At 60.1% G+C, this 549-nt stretch carries 1 rRNA gene; it reads left to right on the forward strand.

Going from position 1 to position 549, the window contains the following annotated elements:
• Nucleotides 1–115, forward strand: a 16S ribosomal RNA gene (locus DVK01_RS21155); the annotation flags it as partial.
• Between the last annotated feature and the right edge of the window lie 434 nt (nt 116–549).

Consider the following 549-nt stretch of genomic DNA (forward strand, 5'->3'; position numbering starts at 1 on the left):
GCACCCGAGTGGGGTCCGGATGAGGCCGTCATGCGACGGTCGAATCTGGGCTCCGCAAGGGGGCTTAAGTCGTAACAAGGTAGCCGTAGAGGAATCTGTGGCTGGATCACCTCCTACTGATCGGGATCAGGCCTCTGGCCTGACCCACCTACACTGACTGGTGACCACAAGTCACCGCGAGTCGGCAAGCGCCGACTACTGCATGGGCCCACTGGGCTCACAAGACCTATCCGAGGCGGATATCCCTACACGGGGATGTCGGGTGCAACTCCCGACGGGTCCGTACTTCGTATCACCGACGAATCCGTCCCCTTAAGTGTGGGACGGCGTTCGAACGTGATACGACGACAGATGCACCAGGCCGGGTGAAACCGAGCCTGGGAAGGGTCGATTCGCCCACCATCTCCACCTTGGGGGCGAACATGAAACCGTGTGTACGTGCGATCCAGGCGTCCACTGGACTCGTTCAGTTGAACGAGTCACAACGACGTTGGCTACTATGCCAGCTGGTGGATTGCTCGGCTCAGGCGCTGATGAAGGACGTGCCAA

Source organism: Haloarcula sp. Atlit-120R (assembly GCF_003665885.1).
GTDB lineage: Archaea > Halobacteriota > Halobacteria > Halobacteriales > Haloarculaceae > Haloarcula > Haloarcula taiwanensis.